2 protein-coding genes and 1 pseudogene are annotated in these 1,616 nt (G+C 63.2%); 2 read left to right on the plus strand and 1 reads right to left on the minus strand.

Annotated elements, in window-relative coordinates:
- Window positions 1-621 (plus strand): transporter substrate-binding domain-containing protein (locus EN893_RS33035; protein ID WP_128362137.1); only part of this gene is annotated, 621 nt, incomplete at its 5' end.
- Between the two features lie 59 nt (window positions 622-680).
- On the opposite strand, the gene EN893_RS33040 is transcribed toward EN893_RS33035, so the two are convergent.
- Complete coding sequence (locus EN893_RS33040; RefSeq protein WP_256755010.1) at window positions 681-1,088, minus strand: tellurite resistance TerB family protein; 408 nt, start codon at window positions 1,086-1,088, stop codon at window positions 681-683.
- A gap of 162 nt (window positions 1,089-1,250) precedes the next feature.
- Here EN893_RS33040 and lysK point away from each other — a divergent pair.
- Window positions 1,251-1,616: pseudogene (gene lysK / locus EN893_RS33045) on the plus strand (lysine--tRNA ligase); the annotation flags it as partial.

Consider the following 1,616-nt stretch of genomic DNA (forward strand, 5'->3'; position numbering starts at 1 on the left):
GATCTGGCACGCGCCATCTGCGCCGAGCTTGGCATTGTCGAAAAATGCCAGATCCAGGCCCTGCCCTGGGCCGAGCTGGAAGGCGCACTGCGGAAAGGCGAAGGCGAGGCGATCATCGCCGGCATCGCCGCAACACCGGAATCGCGCGCGACCTACGCCTTCTCACGCTCCTATCTGCAGTTTCCAGCGCGCTTCATCATGCCGAAAGGCAAGGCGCTGACCGAGCCCATCTTTGACAAATTGCACGGCAAGCGTGTCGGCGTAATATCAGGCTCGGCGCATGAACGCATGCTGCGCGACTATTTCAACACGGTTCAGGTCGTCCCTTTCGACAGGCCGGAGGACCTCTATGCCGATCTCAAGGCCGGCAAGGTCGACGCCGCCTTCGGCGACGGCATGCGCCTGGCCTTCTGGCTGGGCGGCTCGGACGCGGCGGGCTGCTGCCGCTTTGCCGGCGGGCCCTATCTGGCGCCTGAATATCTGGGCTCGGGCATGGCCATTGCCACCAAAGCGGACAATCCGGCGCTGGCCGCCGCGATCGATTACGCGCTGCAGGAGATTTCGATGAAAGGCACGTTCGCCGAATTTTATCTGCGCTATTTCCCGGTCAGCTTTTTCTGATCCGGTTCCGGTCGGCTTTGCCGGCCTGACCTGAACCTCAACAGCGCCCGGCCAAGAACTCAGGTCAGCGTGCGCAGCCGCGCCTTGGCCGCGCGGCCGATGGCAGCAACCGTCAGCGTGTCGAGATCGAGCTGACGCCGGATCAGCTGCAGCACCCGCACCTCTTCCATGCGCATTTCGAGGTCGACGGCGGCAACCTCGAAGGCGGCGGCATAGGCGGTGTCGCGCAGCCGCTCAGGCAAGACCTCGGCGACTTCAGCCAGCACACCCTCCAGCCCGTCCTTTTCGTGCAGGCGCTTCTGGCAGTCCTGGGCAACGCCGACCAGCCTGTCGCGGTTGAAGTCCTCGAACACCGGCCAGGAGCGGACGACCTCGCCGATCCGCGCCAGTTCGACATCGGTCATGTCGCGGTCCGAGGCCGAGGTGATGACCATCAGATAGATCAGGGCTTCATGAGGTGTCGGCAATTTTTTCTCCTTGAACCGGGCCTCGAAGTTAGGAACGCCCGTTCTGCACCGCAAGGAAAAAGCGCCGCACGCGTTGACGCTCCGGCGCTGCACGCCTAGAGACCGGTTGAAAACCTTGCCGCGGCCCGCCTTCGGGCCGGCAAATGATTTGGAAACTGTGACATGGCGGGATCAAACATCATCGATCTCAACCCCGAACTGTTGGCGGCCGCGACCGAAAGCAAGGCGTGGCCCTTCGAAGAGGCCAAAAAGATCATCGAGCGCTACAAAGGCGCCGACTTCCCGCAAACAATCCTGTTCGAGACCGGCTACGGGCCGTCCGGCCTGCCGCATATCGGCACGTTCGGCGAAGTGGCGCGGACGTCGATGGTGCGCCATGCTTTCCGCGTCCTGACGCAGGATAAGGTCGCGACCAAGCTGCTGTGCTTTTCCGACGATATGGACGGCATGCGCAAGATACCCGACAGCGTGCCGGACCGCGCCGCACTCGAGCCTCATCTGCACAAGCCGCTGTCGTCGGTCCCCAAC

The organism is Mesorhizobium sp. M7A.F.Ca.CA.004.04.2.1, from assembly GCF_004022825.1.
Lineage (GTDB): Bacteria > Pseudomonadota > Alphaproteobacteria > Rhizobiales > Rhizobiaceae > Mesorhizobium.